This is a genomic window from Listeria marthii (assembly GCF_014227425.1).
GTDB classification, from domain to species: Bacteria; Bacillota; Bacilli; order Lactobacillales; family Listeriaceae; genus Listeria; species Listeria marthii.
The window spans coordinates 140,869-157,245 of the sequence record NZ_JAASWB010000003.1 but is presented as its reverse complement, the minus strand read 5'-3'; the positions used below and the strand labels follow the sequence as shown (position 1 = coordinate 157,245).

Here is a 16,377-nt window from a genome sequence, read left to right as displayed (position 1 = left end):
TTATTGGCCTCCAGTCGCGTCTGAACTAGATGTATCATCCGCCGTTGTTCCTGCTTCAGCTGAACGCTTCAAAACAGTTACATGGTTTAAATCATACATATCAGCACCTGGCTTAATAAACGCGGTTTGAGATAATCCCATTTTATCAGTTTCTACTTTTTCGATTGTACCGATAAAGATACCTGCTGGGAATTTCCCACCGAGTCCAGAAGTAACAACTTTCTGTCCTTTTTTAAATTTCATGTCATACGGTAATTGTTTTAATTCAAGCAACTTAGTATCACTGTCATATCCATTGATAATCCCAAATGCATTTTCCTCGCCCTGCACTTTAGCAGAAACACGATTTTTAACATCTGATGAAGTAAGCAATTCAACCGTAGCTGATTTCGCACCTGTTGTTGTTACTTTACCAATAAGACCACTTGGTGTAGTAACCGCCATATCCGGCTTCACTCCATCGCTAGAACCTTTGTCAATTTCTATTTGATCATTCCAATTAGTAGGATTTCTAGAAATAACAGAGGCGTTCAGCGGATCATAGTCACGAATACTGTCAGTAATATCCAGGCTTTCTTTTAAATCTTTATTTTCTTTTTTTAAGTCTGCAACTTCACTTTCAAGTTGTGCCAATTCTTCTAAACGTTCTTTCAGATGTTGGTTTTCAGTGTAGGTGTTTTTTAAATCAACTACTCCACCAACTACGCCTGAAACAAATGAAGTAGGCTTGGCTACAATATTTTCGCCAAATCCAACAACATCTTTCACAAATTGCTCTGGCCACGAAGCATTCTCACGATCACGTAAAGAAAAACCAACCAACGCGACAAGAACAATAATAGATATTAACAAGATAATCAAACGTTTATTGAGAAAAAATTGTGGCATAACGACACCTCATCTCGTTAGTACTCTTTTTCCATTTTTTGAAGCTAATTCATCTTGTTATAGAACATTAATGAGTGTGCCCATTTAGTTCATTTTTCCACGTTTATACATATCGATATTGTCTAAAGCTTTTCCTGTTCCAATTGCAACACAATCAAGTGGTTCATCTGCAATAATGACAGGCATTTTTGTTTCTTCAGAAATAACAGTATCTAAATTACGTAAAAGAGCTCCCCCACCTGTAAGTACAATGCCTTTATCCATAATATCTGCTGATAGTTCTGGTGGTGTATTTTCAAGTGTTCCTTTTACAGCATCAATAATTGCAGCAACTGTGTCTGCAAGTGCTTCGCTGATTTCTTCAGGAGTAATTTCAATTGTTTTTGGAAGTCCAGTTACTAAATCACGTCCACGAATGCTGAATGGAGATAAATCCAAACCTTTAGGACTAGCAGACCCAATTTCAATTTTAATTTCTTCTGCTGTACGGTCACCAATTAATAGATTATATTTTTTACGGATATAATTAATGATTACTTCATCAAAATCATCACCAGCAGTTCTTACGGAGCGGCTAGTTACGATACCTCCAAGTGAAATTACAGCAACTTCTGTAGTTCCCCCACCAATATCTACAACCATGCTACCTGTTGGTTCTCCAACTGGAAGTCCAGCGCCAATAGCTGCAGCATACGGTTCTTCAATTGTGAAAGCATCTTTAGCTCCTGCTTGACGAGTTGCATCAATTACAGCACGTTTTTCTACGCCAGTAATGCCTGATGGTACACATATCATTACAAATGGTTTGCTCGCATTAACGCTTTTGCCAGCCTTTTGTATGTAATACTTCATCATTGCCGCTGTTGTATCATAGTCAGCAATAACGCCATCTTTCATTGGACGAATAGCAACAATACTACCAGGTGTTCTACCGATCATATTTTTCGCATCGCTACCAACTGCAACGATTTCTTGTGTGTCTTTTTTCATTGCAACAACAGAAGGTTCACGAAGGACAATACCTTTTCCCTTCACATAGACAAGCGTATTCGCAGTCCCTAAATCAATTCCAATATCTTTATTACCAAATCCAAACATCTGTATTCTCCTTTTCCTTCGTAATATTCTACAGGATACATTAAGTTTCCTTATTCGTCCATTAAATTAATGTTACCTTATCCCTTTGTGTCAATGTTTCTATTTAGACACATAAACAACCATCTTATTATAACATAAGTAAGTCTATCAGACATTAATTTTTCATGAGAAGGAAAAAATTTTAACTTTTCTTTAAAAACTATATTTGTGCGTCGTTAAAATTATTAAAAATATACTTTTGAAAGGATAAATTCTCACTTTAAAAATTCTATTAGGCAAAGAAAAACCGGAATTATAAACATGCCAATCACTATTGAAAAGACCATAATATTATCTTTATATACTCTCCATCTATTTAGCATTACGAGCCACCTTTTGCATTTTATTGATACTCACTTTAGCATAAGGCAACAAATGATGTCTGTAGATATTTTGTGAACAGTATTTTAATTTTAAAAATAACCTTTTTCTTTTAGACTAATGTACTTATTCTTACCGATGATAATGTGATCTAGCAAAGTGATTCCAACAATATTTCCTGCTTCAGCCAATCTTTTGGTTACTAGTAGGTCTTCGCTTGAAGGAGCTGGGTCCCCAGATGGATGGTTGTGAAAACACATAATAGATGCAGCTGATTTTCTTAGCGCTAATCTAAACACTTCTCTTGGATGAACGATTGACGCATTCAGTCCACCAACAAAGATTGTTTGTCGATAAATCACTTGATTCTTTGTGTTTAAAAAGAGGCAGTGGAAATGTTCTTGAAAAAGAAACGCTAACTCAGGCATTACCAATTTAACCGCATCTTCAGGGCACCTAACAACAACCTCCTCTTGTTCTGTTACTAAACTTATACGCCTACCAAGTTCAACTGCAGCCATAATTTTAGATGCTTTAGCTATTCCGATACCATTAACTAATTGAAATTCTTCAATAGAAGCATACTGCATTTCTGCCACATTTTTGAATTTCATAATAATTCGATTTGCTATTGTTAAAACAGACTCATTTTTCGTTCCAGTTTCAATAATTAAAGCAACTAACTCCGAAGAAGAAAGAGCCTCTATCCCATAATTCTGTAACTTTTCACGCGGTTTTTCATTTTCCAGAACTTCATTAATTAACATAAGAACAGCTCCTATTTCATCAAAATACTAACTATCAAGAAGGAAGCATAAATATATGGCACAAATGGAACTTGCTTATTTTTCTTCACTTTTTTTAACAGTAAGGCAGTAAATAATATAATCGTTCCTAGAATAATCGCTAGAAAAAAGATATAGTAACCCACTTTAAAACCTAAGAAGGTACTTAAAATAATCAGTATTTTAATGTCTCCTAACCCAATTCCTTTTCGAAATATACTAAAGAAAAGCAAGTAAAATAGGCTACTCATAACACCTGAATAAATTAAATCCATCCAAGGTTGATTAAAAAGAATGAAGAGAAGAAACAATATACATACAAATAACAGGAGAATAGAATTAGGAACGTACAGATAAAAAATATCTGTAACAAAGAAAAAAGCTAAAAAATAATAGATAATGCAGTATATAAAAAAGAGATACGAAAAAGAAAATTGAATGTATATAAGGAGCGTATACATTGGTGTGATTAATTCCATCAAGAAATAAATTACAGGAATAGATCTACCACAACATTTAGACTTTCCTTTTAAAAATAAGAATGAACAAATTGGAATAATATGATAGAAAGCTAGTGGCTTTTGGCAATAATTGCACTCCGAAAAGCGAAATAAAAAAGACTTTTTTATTGGAAAGCATTCCCCTGCAACTTGAACAAAAGACATAAAGATTGCACTATAAATTGCTAATAAAAAATAAAGCATCTGCCACCTCCTAGTTGTTACAAACAGAATAGCAAAGATAATTTATTTTTGCACATAGGTAAAATTGCATTTTAACGCCCCATATATAGCAAAAAACACCTATTTTCCACTAAGGAAAAAAGGCGTTTTTGTAAAGTTCAACCCTATGAAAATGCTTTTTTAGCTATTTGTCATTTTTTATTTTACGCAGTATACTCGCTTTATTCCAAAAGTTTAGTGGAAAGTCGTTAGCAAATATTTCCGGACTTCTGAAATAAAATAAAGTGATCCAGTTATAAAGTATTTAGTATCATTTTTGGTTTTCTCAATGTCATTTAGCGCTTGTTGCCAATCTGGGTTGCTTGGAACGCCCTCGCTTCTTCCAATTTGGATTACTTCTTCCACCGTCATGGCTCTAGGATAATCGAAGGTGGTTAATAGTATTTCCGAATTTGGAATTGCTTTTAATGTTGTTAGCATTTCGGGATAATTTTTATCTGCTAATATGCTAACTATTATTTTCTTAGGTCCCGGATACATGTCGATAGATTGCGCGAACGTTTGAATACCTTCTGGATTATGTGCCCCATCCAGCATGACAAATGGCTTTGAAATGATTTTTTCCATTCTTCCTGGCCAAAATGCTTTTTCCAATCCTTTTTTTATTGCTGACTCATCAATTTCAAATGCAGAAAAAGTATTTAAGTACTGCAATACTTTTATTGCCACCGCAGCATTATTTAATTGATGAAGCCCCTGTAAGCCAAGAGAAAGGTTATTTATTTCTTCACCATAGGTTGTTTTATATGTAATAATCCCGTTTTCATCATTTATGGAAAAAGATTTATTCAATTGAGCAACACTGGATTTGTTATTGGTGGCGATAGTTTCTATTACTTCTTGAACTTCTTTTTGAATAGTTCCAGAAACTACTGGTATTCCCGGTTTTATTATCCCTGCTTTTTCACTAGCAATTTGCTCGATTGTATCTCCAAGGAATTCCATATGATCCATTCCGATTGTTGTAATTACAGAAACTAACGGAACGAGAATATTGGTTGAATCAAGTCTTCCTCCAAGTCCAACTTCAATAATACCAATATCGATGGATTCATATTCTGCAAAACATAAAAACATCATAGCTGTGATAATCTCAAATTCCGATGGTGGCCCGTAAATCGTTTCTTCCAGTTCTTCCGCAATTGGTTTTATTCGGTTAGCTAAAGAAACAATCATTTCATTGCTAATCGGCTCGCCATTGACGCTAATTCGCTCATTAAAAATCTCAATATAAGGAGAAGTAAAGGTCCCTGTTCTGTATCCCGCTTCTTCTAAAACATTTCGAATAAAAGTAAGCGTTGACCCTTTGCCATTTGTTCCAGCGATATGTACCCACTTATTCGCTTTTTCTGGATGATTTAATTTCTCCATCATATATTCCATTCGAGCTAATCCAGGTTTTATTCCTAGACGAAGTGTTCCGTGAATCCAATCTAACGCTTCTTCATATGATTTCAATGTCATTATTTAAACCACCTTAAAACTGACCCTACCACTTGGTTCTATGATAAGGTCAGCTCATTTATTATACTTCTTTTAATGTTTCAATTCTTTCTAGAACAGAGGCTTTTTTCTCTAGATAATCTTTTTCTTTTAAGCGCTCTTCGGCTACTACATTCTCAGGAGCTTTGCTAATGAAACGCTCGTTATTTAATTTCCCTTGTACTCTAGCTACCTCTTTATTCCATTTTTCTAGCTCTTTTTCCAGACGAGCAATCTCTACTTCTAAATCTATCAATGCTTCTAATGGGATGAAAATCTCTGCCCCAGAAACAACCGCAGTCATAGCAGTTTTAGATGGCTCTATATCAAATGAAATGGTAACTTGTTCAGGATTACAAAAACGTTCAATGTAAGAGATATTTTGTTCTAAAATTTCTTTGTACGTATCATCTTTTGGTTTAATTTCAAGAACAATTTGCTTGCTAAGTGGTGTGTTTACTTCTGCTCGAATATTTCGAACCGCGCGAATCACCTCAACTAGCGTAGCCATAGCCACAGAAGATTTCGCATCCATTTGTTGCTCATTAACAGTTGGCCATTCAGCAATCGTGATAGATTCCCCTTCATGAGGTAAGTTTTGCCAAATTTCTTCTGTTACAAAAGGCATGAATGGGTGCAGTAAACGCATAGTCGCATTCAAAGTATAGGCCAGAACGGATCTTGTTGTTTGTTTAGCAACTTCATCTTCACCGTACAGCGGGATTTTAGCAATTTCAATATACCAATCACAAAAATCATCCCAAATAAAGTTGTATAATGTTCTTCCGATTTCACCAAATTCATATTTTTCACCTAAGGAGGTAACAGCTTGAATAGTTTCGTTTAGTCTAGTTAGTATCCACTTGTCACTAACTTCAGTTACGTTAGTTAGATCAATTTCACTATATTTCATTCCGTCCAAGTTCATTAATACAAAACGAGATGCATTCCAAATTTTGTTAATGAAATTCCATGTGGACTCTACTTTTTCATAGCTGAATTTCAAATCTTGACCTGGTGATGAACCTGTTGCAAGTGTATAGCGCAGAGAATCCGCACCATATTTGTCGATAACTTCAATAGGGTCTACACCATTACCAAGAGATTTAGACATTTTACGCCCTTCAGAATCACGTACTAAACCATGTATCAATGTATCTTTAAATGGTCTTTCACCAGTAAATTCTACAGATTGGAAAATCATTCTGGACACCCAGAAAAAGATAATGTCATAACCAGTTACTAAAGTATTTGTTGGGAAGAAATGCTTGAAGTCTGGACTTTCAGTATCCGGCCAACCCATTGTTGAAAATGGCCATAAAGCTGAACTAAACCATGTATCAAGTACATCTTCGTCTTGCTCCCATTCAGCAAGGTTTTCTGGTTCTTTTTCACCGACATAAATTTCACCAGTTTCTTTATGATACCAAGCTGGAATTCTGTGACCCCACCATAGTTGACGAGAAATACACCAATCATGAATGTTATCCATCCAAGTTTCATATGTTTTTTCAAATCTAGCTGGTACGAAATTAACTTTGTCTTCCGTTTTTTGAAGTGCTAAAGCTTCTGCTGCAAGAGGCTCCATTTTTACAAACCATTGTAGAGAAAGGTATGGTTCTACTACAGCACCAGTTCTCTCAGAATGCCCTACTGAATGCATATGGGGTTCTTGTTTGATAAATAAATCTAACTCTTTAAAGTCTTGAATAATCGCTTTCCTAGCTTCAAAACGATCTAATCCATCATATTTTCCAGCATTTTCATTCATTGTTCCATCTTCATGCATAACAATAATTCTTGGTAAGTCGTGGCGATTACCTACTTCAAAGTCATTCGGATCGTGCGCAGGTGTTATTTTAACTGCACCTGAACCAAACTCTCTTTCAACATATTCATCCGCAACGATTGGAATTTCTCTGTTTAAAATCGGCAGCATAATGGTTTTACCAATTAAGTGCTGGTATCTTTCGTCTTTAGGGTGAACTGCAACTGCTGTATCACCAGGAATAGTTTCTGGGCGCGTTGTTGCTACTTCTAAATAACCAGAGCCATCAGTAAGAGGATATTTCAAATGATAGAAACTTCCCTCAATATCTTTATGAATAACTTCAATATCAGATAAAGCCGTTTTTGCTTCTGGATCCCAGTTGATTATATATTGGCCGCGGTAAATAAGTCCTTTATTGTAAAGTGTAACAAAGACTTTTTTAACAGCATCAGACAATCCATCGTCTAGCGTAAAGCGTTCTCTAGAATAGTCTAAACCAAGGCCAAGTTTTTCCCATTGTTCGCGAATAAACTCAGCGTATTCTTCTTTCCATTCCCAAGTTTTATCCACAAAATTTTCACGACCCAGGTCATAACGAGAAATATTAGCTTCTTTTAGTTTTGCTTCTACTTTAGCTTGGGTAGCAATACCAGCATGATCCATACCTGGCAAGTATAGCGTATCAAATCCTTGCATTCTCTTCATTCGAGTAATAATATCTTGTAAAGTTGTATCCCATGCATGGCCTAAATGTAACTTTCCTGTTACGTTCGGCGGTGGAATAACAACGCTATATGGTTCTTTGTCCGTATTTCCTTCCGCTTTGAAGAATTCTTTTTCTAGCCACCATTTATATTTACCAGCTTCTACGTTACTTGGCTCATATTTTGTGGGCATGTTTACTTCGTTTTGTTCTATCGTCATAACGCTTCCTCCTTTTTTAAGCAAAATAAAAAACTCTTCTCATCCTAATAAAAGGACGAAAAGAGCATTATTCGCGGTACCACCTTTTTACCTACAGAAAAAAGTGTAGGCACTTCATTGGGTTAACGATAGAGAAAATCTACCGGTTATTCCCTACTATGAGTTCAGGAATACTGCTCCAAGGCTACCTTCAGACATTATTTTTGAAAGCTTGCACCAACCGCTTTCTCTCTTTTGAAAAATAAGTGTCTTACTCTTCCTCTTCATCGCATTTGCTTCTATATACTAGAAATAATTTTAACAAAAGTTTCTAGATTCGTCAATTAGCCACGGAGTATTTTGCAAGTAGTATCAAATGCTTCTAAAGTTTTATCAATTTCATTCTCCGTATGCATTGTAGAAATGAATACACCTTCAAACTGGGATGGTGGTAAGAAGATTCCTTGTGCCAGCATTTCCCGGTAATAGTTGCGGAAGAATTCTAGATTACTCGTTTTAGCTGTATCAAAATTAGTGACTTTTTGATCGGTGAAAAAGAATCCGAACATGGAGCCAGCTTTATTAATGGAAAGTGGTACTTCTCGTCTAGCAGAAATTTCTGTTAACCCTTCTTCCATTCGTTTAATTAGGGTACGGAAAATATCATAGTGCTGTGGAGTTAATTGACGAACTGTTTCAAAACCTGCATTCATCGCTAACGGATTGCCAGATAAAGTTCCCGCTTGATAAATAGAACCTGCAGGAGCAATTTGTTCCATAATTTCTTTTTTACCACCGTAAGCACCAACTGGTAGCCCTCCACCAATTACTTTTCCAAGACACGTAATATCTGGAGTAACTACGTAATAACCTTGCGCCGAATAATAATCTACACGGAAGCCAGTCATTACTTCATCAAAAATAAGTAATGAGCCATATTTGGTTGTTAGTTCTCTAAGTCCTTCTAAAAAGCCTTCGATTGGCGGAACTACACCCATATTACCTGCAACCGGCTCAACGATAACTGCGGCTATTTCTTCGCCGTATTTTTCGAAAGCGAGTTTTGCGCCTTCAATATCGTTGTACGGAACTGTGATTGTATCAGCAGCAAGTCCTTTTGTAACTCCTGGAGAATCAGGTAAACCTAGTGTCGCTACGCCAGAACCAGCTTTAATTAATAAGGAATCACCATGACCATGATAGCTTCCTTCGAATTTTAAGATTTTTTCTCGTTTGGTGTAACCACGTGCCAAACGAATAGCGCTCATTGTTGCTTCTGTTCCGGAAGAAACCATCCGAACGATTTCAATAGATGGAACTCGCTCGATGACTAATTTGGCTAATTCAGTTTCGATTTCTGTTGGTGTTCCAAAGCTTGTTCCTTTCATCGCAGCATTTGTGATTGCATTAACTACAGATGGATTAGCATGACCTAGGATTAGTGGGCCCCAAGATAACACATAATCAATATATTCATTACCATCAACATCAGTAATGTAAGCTCCTTTACCATGGTCCATAAAAACTGGCGAAGCATCTACAGAATTGAATGCACGAACTGGGCTATTTACACCACCAGGTAAGACTTTCTTTGCTTCCTTAAAAGCTTTTTCAGAGTTTGAATAGTTTCGCAAATTTCCTACCTCCTATTTATTTAAGTATTTAGATACATCTTTTGCAAAATATGTGATGATAAGCGTTGCGCCTGCACGTTTCATACTAGTTAGCATTTCTAAAACAATTTTTTCTTCGTCAATCCAACCATTTTGTGCGGCTGCTTTAACCATGGCATATTCACCACTGACATTGTATGCAACTACTGGTAAATTCGTATTATTTTTCACGTCACGCATGATATCTAAATAAGATAAAGATGGTTTTACAATAAGGAAGTCTGCGCCCTCTTGTTCATCAGATTTCGCTTCTCGAAGTGCTTCTTCACGGTTAGCTGGATCCATTTGATAAGATTTTCTATCACCGAATTGTGGCGCACTCCCAGCAGCATCGCGGAAAGGTCCATAAAAAGCAGATGCGTATTTAACAGCGTATGACATAATCGGAATATCGTAAAACCCTGCTTCATCCAGTCCTTCGCGTATTACTTGAACAAAGCCATCCATCATATTAGAAGGAGCAATAATATCTGCCCCAGCAGCTGCTTGGCTGACAGCAGTTCGTTTCAGCAATTCAAGGGATTCATCATTTAGAATTTCGCCGTTTTCAATCACGCCACAATGACCATGATCTGTAAACTCGCATAGGCAAGTATCTGCCACAACAATTATTTCAGGAAAACTATTTTTAATAAGTTTAGTTGCTTCTTGGATAATGCCGTGATCGTGATAGGCTTGTGTACCAACTGCATCTTTTTCAGCAGGTATTCCAAATAAAATAACTGCTTTAATACCAAGGCTTTGCACAATACGCATTTCTTCTTCTAATTCATGCAACGGATATTGGAAAACTCCTGGCATGGAGATTACTTCGGTTTTTGCTTCTTTACCATCTTTGACAAAAATCGGATAGATTAAATCATCTGTATGTAAAACTGTTTCTCTCACTAAATCACGCATTGTTTTGGTTTTTCTTAGACGACGATGTCTATCAAATTGATTTTTCATTTAAATTCCTCCTGTATTATCAAATCAGCTAAGTGCTTCATGGTGAAGGTTTTTGGTTGATATGTGACTGACCATCCATCTGCTAAAATGGCTTCGGTTGTTACATTTCCAATCGATGCAATGCGCCAATTTTCCTTTTGATTCGGAAAAGTTTTTGCAATCGAATAAAAGTTTTTCCAAGCAGATGGGCTGGCAAAAATAATTATTTGCTTTTCATTTAGTTTTAATTGGTTGGCTAACATTGTTTTAGAATGCTCCGGGAAGCTTGTTTCATAAAGTTCAATTGAAAAAACTAGATGCCCTTTTTCTATCAATGTATCTTTTATTATTGATCTACTTAAATTACTTTGTGGGAGTAAGATACTTGTTTGGTTCGGATATTCATTTAACCACTCAGATAAAAAAACTTCTGACTGATAAACAGACGGAACAAAACTTGGCGTATAACCAAATTCGGCTAATTTTTCTTGCGTTTTCTCACCAATAACAGCAAATTTATAGTTCGTTTCAACACATTGGTTTGCGAAGAAATATTCCACTGCGTTGACGCTTGTTAAAAAAAGCCAGTCCGCTGCTTGTTGTTCTTGATTCAAGTTGAATTTTTTTGGATGTGTTTCAATTAGTGGAATCGATTCAACATTAAAGCCATTTTGCGAAAAATAGGTTTGCCAAGGCTTATTTTTACTCGCTTCTCTTGTTAAAACCACTTTTTTAATCATGCGTTTCTCAGTTCTTTGATAATCGTATCGGCACCTTCGCTTAGTAAATCTTCTGCTACTTGATTACCTATGTCACTTGGATTAGTGCCCGTTTGTTCAGATTCAAGAATAACTGAACCATCGGCGTTACCGACTAAACCTTTAAAATGAATAGCATCAACCGTTTTTGCCGCGAACCCAGCAATGGGGATTTCACAGCCACCATTTAGTTTTTTCAAGAAAACACGTTCGGCTTCTACACACACGCCTGTTTCTTCATGATGAATAGATGCTAGCATATCGCGAATTTGTTGATCACTTTCGCGGCATTCGATAGCAAGAGCACCTTGACCAACTGCTGGTAAGCATAGTTCAGCCGGGATGTCTTCTAGTTTTAAAGTCGTATTTTCCAACCAACCCATTCGAGAAAGTCCCGCTTTTGCTAAAATTATTGCATCAAAGTTTTCGGCATGTAGTTTTTGAAGACGAGTATCAATGTTACCACGTATCGGCTTAATGATAAAATCAGGACGATGTTTGAGAAGTTGTGCCGCACGACGAAGGCTACTTGTACCAATAACAGCGCCTTTTGGCAACTCATCTAAGCTGCTCACTTGGTTAAAAACAATGCAATCTAGCGGAGATTCCCGTTTTGGAATCGCGCCAATAACGAGCCCTTCTTTCAAACTCGAAGGAACATCTTTCATACTATGTACCGCAAAATCAATCGCTGTATCGCTCAAAGCTTGCTCTACTTCGGAAACAAATAGGCCTTTACCGCCGACTTTGCTCAGAGTGACATCTAAAATACGGTCTCCTTTTGTGACAATTTCTTTTATTTCAAAATCGAATTCAGGATAATTTTCTTTGAGTTTGTTAATTACCCAATTAGACTGGGTTAAAGCTAATTTGCTACGTCTAGAACCAACAATTATTTTTCGTTTCATCCGTTAACTCCTCGTTTCAGCTTGTTCTTTTTCTGTTACAGTTAGATCCGTTTCTGTTAAACCAAAGATACGTTTAAAATGTTCAATGCTTGTATCTGCTTCTTCTTCCACTGACATTTCTTTTAATTCTGAGATAGGTTGTTTTAGCATTTGATTAATGATGCTTTTCATATGTTTTCCGATTTGGATGTATTCGCGTTCTGTTAGGCCGGGAAGTTTATTTTCTAGGCTAGTCATAGTGACTTCTTGCATATCTAGCGCTTTCTCACGCAAGGCACGAATCACAGGAACGACACCAAGTTGTTTTTCCCACTCAAAAAAGCTTCGAACTTCTATTTCAATCGTATTTTCAAGCTCCTGAACAATTCTTTGGCGTTCTAGTGAGTTCGCATTTACAACTCCAGCTAGATCATCAATATCATATAAATGGAAATTGGGAATATATGAACAATCATGTTCAACATTTCTTGGTAAACCGATGTCAATCACAAGCATAGAACTCGCTTTTTGTTCCATCAATTCTTGCATTGCTACTTGTTTGATGATTGGTTCTGAAGCACTTGTGGATACGAGAACAATATCAGCTAACAATAGATGGTCATTCATATTTTCATATGCGCCCACTTTTGCTTGAAATTGATTGGCTAAGATTTCAGCGTTTGCTTTGGTGCGATTAATTATTGTTATATCTGCAATGCCACTTCCAGCGAGGTTTTGAAGAGCTAGTTCGCTCATTTCCCCTGCACCAACAAGGACGATTTTTTTGTTGTCTAAGGAACCATATAATTTTTTAGCAACTTCCACAGCTGCATAACTGACAGAAACGGCATTTTCGTTGATTTTTGTATGGTGATGTACTTTTTTGGCGAAAGTAACGACTTCTCGAAAAAGTTTATTTAAAAGTGTACCTGTTGTACCAGTTTGTTTGGCGATTTCGAATGCATGTTTTACTTGTCCGAGAATTTGTGTTTCTCCAAGTACAAGTGAATCGAGTCCCGCGGTTACTTTATATAAATGATTGACGGCTTCTGTTTCCTCATGGAAAAACAAATAAGGCTCAATTTTTTCCATATCCATTTGAAACCAATTAGCCATAAAACGTTTTAGATAATATCTGCCTGTATGTAGTTGATCTACAACCGCAACAATTTCTGTTCGATTGCACGTTGAAATAATAACATTTTCGAGGATACTTTTTTCCTGCAGTAATGTTACTAAGGCCATTTCTTCTTCGGTTTCTTTAAAAACTAATTTTTCGCGGATGTCGATTGGTGCTGTGTGATGATTCAGCCCCATGGTGAGAATAAACATTCGATAATCCTCCTAAAATTAAATTGAACTCTAATACATTCTACCACTTTTCGATGTGTACACCAAATAGTCCGTTTTTGTATTTAGACGGAAAAAAGAGCTGGACTTTTCATTCCAACTCTTTCTATTATTCCATTCCTTCTTTGATAAACTGCCATGCTTCGTCTTTTCCCATTTTTGTTTCAGAGGAGAATAAGACAAATTTGTCATCTGGATCAAAATCCAAAGTTTCACGCACAATTTTAGCATTTTTTTGCCATTTACTGCGCGGGATTTTGTCTGCTTTTGTTGCTACGACGATGACAGGAATATCGTAATACTTTAGAAATTCATACATCATTCGGTCATCTTCTGTTGGCTTATGACGTAAATCAACAATTTGGATGACACCGCGAAGTTGCTCGCGAGAAGTAATATACGTTTCAATCATGACCCCCCATTTTTCTCGTTCGGTTTTCGACACTTTTGCGAAACCGTAGCCGGGTACATCGACGAAGAAAAGTGCTTCTTCAATTTTATAAAAATTTAGCGTTTGTGTTTTTCCGGGTTTTTGCGAAATTCTTGCCATACTTTTGCGGCGAATCATCGTATTAATAAAAGATGATTTTCCTACGTTTGATCGACCTGCAAGTGCATATTCTGGAAGGTCTGTTTCGGGATATTGCTCTGGTCGAACAGCGCTTATTATTAGTTCTACATTATTTACATCCATAATTTTCCATCCTGTTCTATTCATTATCTTTTACTAGTATAACGGAAAAAGAGGAAAAAAGCACCATGAAAAAATACTGCCCCCTTATGAGACAGTATTTTTCGGATTAATATTTGCTTACTTCTGCTACTACTTGTGCAATAAAGGCATCTAAATCCATTGTTTCAGAATCCTTAGAACCGTAACGGCGAACATTGACAGAACCTGCTTCTACTTCTTGATCTCCAAGTACTAGCGCATAAGGAATTTTCTTAGTTTGTGCTTCACGGATTTTATAACCTAATTTTTCATTGCGGTCATCTACTTCCGAGCGAAGTCCAGCGCGTTGCAATTTATCTTGTACACCTTTTGCATAATCTAAATGGGCATCTGCATTAACTGGGATAAGTTCCATTTGTACTGGAGCTAACCAAGTTGGGAAAGCGCCTTTGTATTCTTCAATTAGATATGCGACAAAGCGTTCCATTGTCGATACAACACCACGGTGAATAACGACTGGACGATGTTTTTCGCCATCTTCGCCGATATAAGTTAAGTCAAAGCGTTCAGGAAGTAAGAAGTCCAGTTGTACAGTAGAAAGTGTTTCTTCTTTTCCGATAGCAGTTTTTACTTGAACGTCTAGTTTAGGACCGTAAAACGCTGCTTCACCTTCCGCTTCAAAGTAATCCATTTCCATTTCGTCCATTGCGGATTTAAGCATCGATTGCGCTTTTTCCCACATTGCATCATCGTCAAAATATTTTTCTGTATTTTTCGGATCACGATAGCTTAGACGGAAAGAATAATCTTTAATATCAAAGTCTTTATATACTTCTAAAATTAGCTCGACAACGCGTTTGAACTCATCTTTAATTTGGTCTGGACGAACAAATACGTGCGCGTCATTTAAAGTCATTCCACGAACACGTTGTAATCCAGAAAGTGCGCCACTCATTTCGTAGCGGTGCATCATGCCAAGTTCAGCAATACGGATTGGTAATTCACGGTAGCTATGGATGTCGTTTTTATAAATCATCATGTGATGCGGACAGTTCATTGGGCGTAAAACAAGCTCTTCGTTGTCCATTTTCATTGTTGGGAACATATCTTCATGGTAGTGATCCCAGTGACCGCTTGTTTTGTATAGTTCCACGTTCGCCATAATTGGAGTGTAAACGTGATTATAACCAAGACGTTCTTCTTTATCCACAATGTAACGTTCGATAACGCGGCGGATAGTCGCACCTTTTGGCAACCAAAGTGGTAAACCTTGACCAACTTCAATGCTGTTTGTAAATAAATCTAATTCTTTACCTAATTTACGATGGTCACGTTCTTTCGCTTCTTTTTGCATTTGGATAAATTCTTTTAAGCCATTTTTATCGAAGAAAGCAGTACCGTAAATACGTTGGAGCATTTTGTTATTGCTATCTCCGCGCCAGTATGCACCCGCAACGCTTAATAGTTTGAAGACTTGAATCTTACCAGTAGAAGGAACATGGACACCACGGCAAAGGTCGAAAAACTCACCTTGAGTGTAAATTGTCACTGTTTCATCTTCTGGTATTGCTTCGATAAGTTCTAATTTATAGTGGTCTCCAATTGCTTTGAAACGTTTAATCGCTTCTTCGCGAGAAACAACTTCGCGCTCGATTGGCATATTTTCACGAACAATTTTTTGCATTTCTTTTTCAATTTCAACAAGCGACTCATCACTAATAACTGCTTCTGTATCTATATCATAATAGAAACCAGATTCGATCGCTGGACCAACGCCAAATTTCACATCTGGATAAAGTCTTTTTAATGCTTGTGCCATTAAATGAGCTGTACTGTGACGCAAAATACCAAGCGCATCTTCATGATCTGGAGTAACAATTTCAATTGCCCCGTCTTCGTGGATTGGAGTTACTAAATCAAGTAATTCTCCGTTAAATTTACCTGCTAGTGCTTTCTTTTTTAGCCCTGGGCTGATAGATGCAGCGATATCTGCTGTTGAAACGCCTGGCTCGAATTCTTTTACTGCACCGTCTGGAAATGTGATTTTCATACTAATCTCTCCTTTTCTTTTTTAAAATG

General features: G+C 36.8%; 13 protein-coding genes and 1 other annotated feature. All 13 genes read right to left on the bottom strand.

Annotation, left to right across the window (positions count from 1 at the left end; all coding sequences use genetic code 11):
- Complete coding sequence (gene mreC / locus HCJ55_RS06140) at positions 1-888, bottom strand: rod shape-determining protein MreC (protein WP_008947914.1); 888 nt, start codon at positions 886-888, stop codon at positions 1-3.
- Between the two features lie 84 nt (positions 889-972).
- The gene (locus HCJ55_RS06135; RefSeq protein ID WP_185391455.1) at positions 973-1,986 is read right to left on the bottom strand and encodes a rod shape-determining protein; all 1,014 of its coding nucleotides are present in this window, start codon (positions 1,984-1,986) and stop codon (positions 973-975) included.
- A 452-nt stretch (positions 1,987-2,438) separates the two neighbouring features.
- The gene (radC, locus tag HCJ55_RS06130) at positions 2,439-3,113 is read right to left on the bottom strand and encodes a RadC family protein (protein WP_008947916.1); all 675 of its coding nucleotides are present in this window, start codon (positions 3,111-3,113) and stop codon (positions 2,439-2,441) included.
- Positions 3,114-3,124: 11 nt separating this feature from the next.
- Positions 3,125-3,835: a prepilin peptidase gene (locus HCJ55_RS06125; protein ID WP_185502285.1), complete on the bottom strand. Its 711-nt coding sequence runs from the start codon at positions 3,833-3,835 to the stop codon at positions 3,125-3,127.
- A 213-nt stretch (positions 3,836-4,048) separates the two neighbouring features.
- Positions 4,049-5,338, bottom strand: a complete 1,290-nt coding sequence (locus HCJ55_RS06120; protein ID WP_185517487.1) for a bifunctional folylpolyglutamate synthase/dihydrofolate synthase — start codon at positions 5,336-5,338, stop codon at positions 4,049-4,051.
- A 61-nt stretch (positions 5,339-5,399) separates the two neighbouring features.
- Positions 5,400-8,051, bottom strand: coding sequence for a valine--tRNA ligase (locus HCJ55_RS06115; protein ID WP_185517484.1), 2,652 nt, complete (start codon positions 8,049-8,051; stop codon positions 5,400-5,402).
- A gap of 48 nt (positions 8,052-8,099) precedes the next feature.
- Positions 8,100-8,327, bottom strand: a binding site (T-box leader).
- A gap of 47 nt (positions 8,328-8,374) precedes the next feature.
- Positions 8,375-9,664, bottom strand: a complete 1,290-nt coding sequence (gene hemL / locus HCJ55_RS06110; protein WP_185502288.1) for a glutamate-1-semialdehyde 2,1-aminomutase — start codon at positions 9,662-9,664, stop codon at positions 8,375-8,377.
- Positions 9,665-9,676: 12 nt separating this feature from the next.
- Positions 9,677-10,651 (bottom strand): porphobilinogen synthase, encoded by a 975-nt coding sequence (gene hemB / locus HCJ55_RS06105; protein ID WP_008947921.1) that lies wholly within the window; start codon positions 10,649-10,651, stop codon positions 9,677-9,679.
- A complete protein-coding gene (locus tag HCJ55_RS06100; RefSeq protein ID WP_185502290.1) occupies positions 10,648-11,370 on the bottom strand; it encodes a uroporphyrinogen-III synthase in 723 nt (240 codons plus the stop codon). Before HCJ55_RS06100 ends, hemB begins: the two co-directional genes overlap by 4 nt.
- Positions 11,367-12,296, bottom strand: a complete 930-nt coding sequence (gene hemC, locus HCJ55_RS06095) for a hydroxymethylbilane synthase (RefSeq protein ID WP_185517482.1) — start codon at positions 12,294-12,296, stop codon at positions 11,367-11,369. The genes HCJ55_RS06100 and hemC overlap by 4 nt, the downstream gene beginning before the upstream one ends.
- Before the next feature lie 3 nt (positions 12,297-12,299).
- Entirely contained in the window at positions 12,300-13,607 is a 1,308-nt protein-coding gene (hemA, locus tag HCJ55_RS06090; protein ID WP_185502292.1) for a glutamyl-tRNA reductase, read from the bottom strand.
- A gap of 127 nt (positions 13,608-13,734) precedes the next feature.
- Entirely contained in the window at positions 13,735-14,319 is a 585-nt protein-coding gene (gene yihA, locus HCJ55_RS06085) for a ribosome biogenesis GTP-binding protein YihA/YsxC (RefSeq protein ID WP_003723242.1), read from the bottom strand.
- Between the two features lie 106 nt (positions 14,320-14,425).
- Entirely contained in the window at positions 14,426-16,348 is a 1,923-nt protein-coding gene (thrS, locus tag HCJ55_RS06080; RefSeq protein ID WP_185517480.1) for a threonine--tRNA ligase, read from the bottom strand.
- Positions 16,349-16,377 lie beyond the last annotated feature (29 nt).

What these genes read in the sequence shown, in the direction of transcription:
- hemB (WP_008947921.1), bottom strand. Translation starts at nt 10,651, where the DNA reads ATGAAAAATCAATTTGATAGACATCGTCGTCTAAGAAAAACCAAAACA.
- thrS (WP_185517480.1), bottom strand. Translation starts at nt 16,348, where the DNA reads ATGAAAATCACATTTCCAGACGGTGCAGTAAAAGAATTCGAGCCAGGC.
- hemA (WP_185502292.1), bottom strand. Translation starts at nt 13,607, where the DNA reads ATGTTTATTCTCACCATGGGGCTGAATCATCACACAGCACCAATCGAC.
- HCJ55_RS06100 (WP_185502290.1), bottom strand. Translation starts at nt 11,370, where the DNA reads ATGATTAAAAAAGTGGTTTTAACAAGAGAAGCGAGTAAAAATAAGCCT.
- mreC (WP_008947914.1), bottom strand. Translation starts at nt 888, where the DNA reads ATGCCACAATTTTTTCTCAATAAACGTTTGATTATCTTGTTAATATCT.
- HCJ55_RS06120 (WP_185517487.1), bottom strand. Translation starts at nt 5,338, where the DNA reads ATGACATTGAAATCATATGAAGAAGCGTTAGATTGGATTCACGGAACA.
- hemC (WP_185517482.1), bottom strand. Translation starts at nt 12,296, where the DNA reads ATGAAACGAAAAATAATTGTTGGTTCTAGACGTAGCAAATTAGCTTTA.
- HCJ55_RS06115 (WP_185517484.1), bottom strand. Translation starts at nt 8,051, where the DNA reads ATGACGATAGAACAAAACGAAGTAAACATGCCCACAAAATATGAGCCA.
- HCJ55_RS06135 (WP_185391455.1), bottom strand. Translation starts at nt 1,986, where the DNA reads ATGTTTGGATTTGGTAATAAAGATATTGGAATTGATTTAGGGACTGCG.
- radC (WP_008947916.1), bottom strand. Translation starts at nt 3,113, where the DNA reads ATGTTAATTAATGAAGTTCTGGAAAATGAAAAACCGCGTGAAAAGTTA.
- HCJ55_RS06125 (WP_185502285.1), bottom strand. Translation starts at nt 3,835, where the DNA reads ATGCTTTATTTTTTATTAGCAATTTATAGTGCAATCTTTATGTCTTTT.
- yihA (WP_003723242.1), bottom strand. Translation starts at nt 14,319, where the DNA reads ATGGATGTAAATAATGTAGAACTAATAATAAGCGCTGTTCGACCAGAG.